Annotated in this window: 2 protein-coding genes; both read left to right on the plus strand. The window is 35.4% G+C overall.

The window, feature by feature from the left end:
• Nucleotides 1-277 precede the first annotated feature (277 nt).
• Complete coding sequence (locus tag H4J75_RS19540; RefSeq protein ID WP_182170367.1) at nucleotides 278-562, plus strand: damage-inducible protein J; 285 nt, start codon at nucleotides 278-280, stop codon at nucleotides 560-562.
• Complete coding sequence (locus H4J75_RS19545; protein WP_182223048.1) at nucleotides 559-837, plus strand: type II toxin-antitoxin system RelE/ParE family toxin; 279 nt, start codon at nucleotides 559-561, stop codon at nucleotides 835-837. The genes H4J75_RS19540 and H4J75_RS19545 overlap by 4 nt, the downstream gene beginning before the upstream one ends.
• Nucleotides 838-1,373: the final 536 nt, after the last annotated feature.

Below are 1,373 nucleotides of genomic sequence, written 5' to 3' on the forward strand. Positions count from 1 at the left end.
ACTCGTTTTATAGCGATGAATGCAAAACTATAAAGCGAAAACTCAAGGCAAAAAACACCAAGCCGACTTGAAACCACCAAACTTATAAAAAGAATTTACCCTTAAAAAAAGGCGGTACATAACGCTTTGCTAAGCGGCTAAAAATAGTTTGGCTACAATAACGAACGAAGTGAGGGAAGCCAACTGTTTTTTGTCCGTTTAAGCAACTTGTTAGTTGCCTTGGATTAATTGCAGTGCTAACATTTGTGAGTACAACACTAATTTAAGGTAACATATTATGGACACTCGCATTCAATTTAGAGTTGATGAAGAGACGAAACGTTTAGCGCAACAAATGGCGGAAAGCCAAGGCCGTACTCTTAGCGACGCATGCCGAGAACTTGCGGAAGGTTTAGCAGAAGAACAAAGAAAAACTATAAGCCATGATGCATGGTTATCGGAACAAATAAATGCAGCATTTGACAAGTTTGATAATGGAAAAGCTAATTTTATTTTGCATGATGAAGCAAAAAAATTAATGGAAGCAAGAAAACAGAAAATCCGTAATAGAGACAAATCATGATCTTTTGGGAAGAAGAATCATTAAATGATCGTGAAAAAATATTTGAATTTCTTTTTGATTTTAATCCAAGTGCAGCAGAAAAAACTGATCAAACTATTGAAGCTAAAGTTGAAAACTTACTAGAACACCCCCTAATGGGTGTTAAAAGAGACATTTTTCGTGGAAGAGTGTTAATCATTCCAGAAATATCAATGATTGTTTCTTATTGGGTCGATGGTGATACGATTAGAATAATGCGAGTTTTACACCAAAAGCAGAATTTCCCACCAGAATAAAGGCAACTAACGCCACGTTAAGCGGCAAAAAATTGTTGGCTAAAATTGTGAACGGAGTGAAACAGCCAACTGTTTTTTGTCCGTTTGAACGTCTTGTTATATGGCAGTTTACACCAATATTTTATGCCAGTTCATTCTACAGAGATAAAAACTTATTATAGAAAATATGACTGAAAAAGTATTGACCAGATTATCATCAGATTGAAAGCTTGCGTAAGCTATACCTATAAAAAACCCGAATATAACCCAGGGAATATAATGCTTTAAATCTATCTTGTTTTTGTAGAAACAGAATGGGCATATGATCTTGGTAAGACTAAAGTTTTGTAACGATCCTAGTATCGTGATTTTGTTTTTACAAGCACCACACTTTGGATTTTTCATATAGCCTCCTATGCCATATAACGCCCAATTAAGCGGCGAATAATAGTTGGCTAAAATAGTGAGGAACGAACGACAGCCAACTGTTATTTGTCCGTTTGAATTGCTTGTTAGCAGAAGCGTTAATTAAGAACACTTAAACCAACAAACACATA

The sequence above is a fragment of the Colwellia sp. BRX10-1 genome, assembly GCF_014077545.1.
Lineage (GTDB): Bacteria > Pseudomonadota > Gammaproteobacteria > Enterobacterales > Alteromonadaceae > Colwellia_A.

Bases quoted from the DNA above. Each gene is read 5' to 3' on its own strand.
- H4J75_RS19540 (WP_182170367.1), top strand. From the start codon at position 278: ATGGACACTCGCATTCAATTTAGAGTTGATGAAGAGACGAAACGTTTA.
- H4J75_RS19545 (WP_182223048.1), top strand. From the start codon at position 559: ATGATCTTTTGGGAAGAAGAATCATTAAATGATCGTGAAAAAATATTT.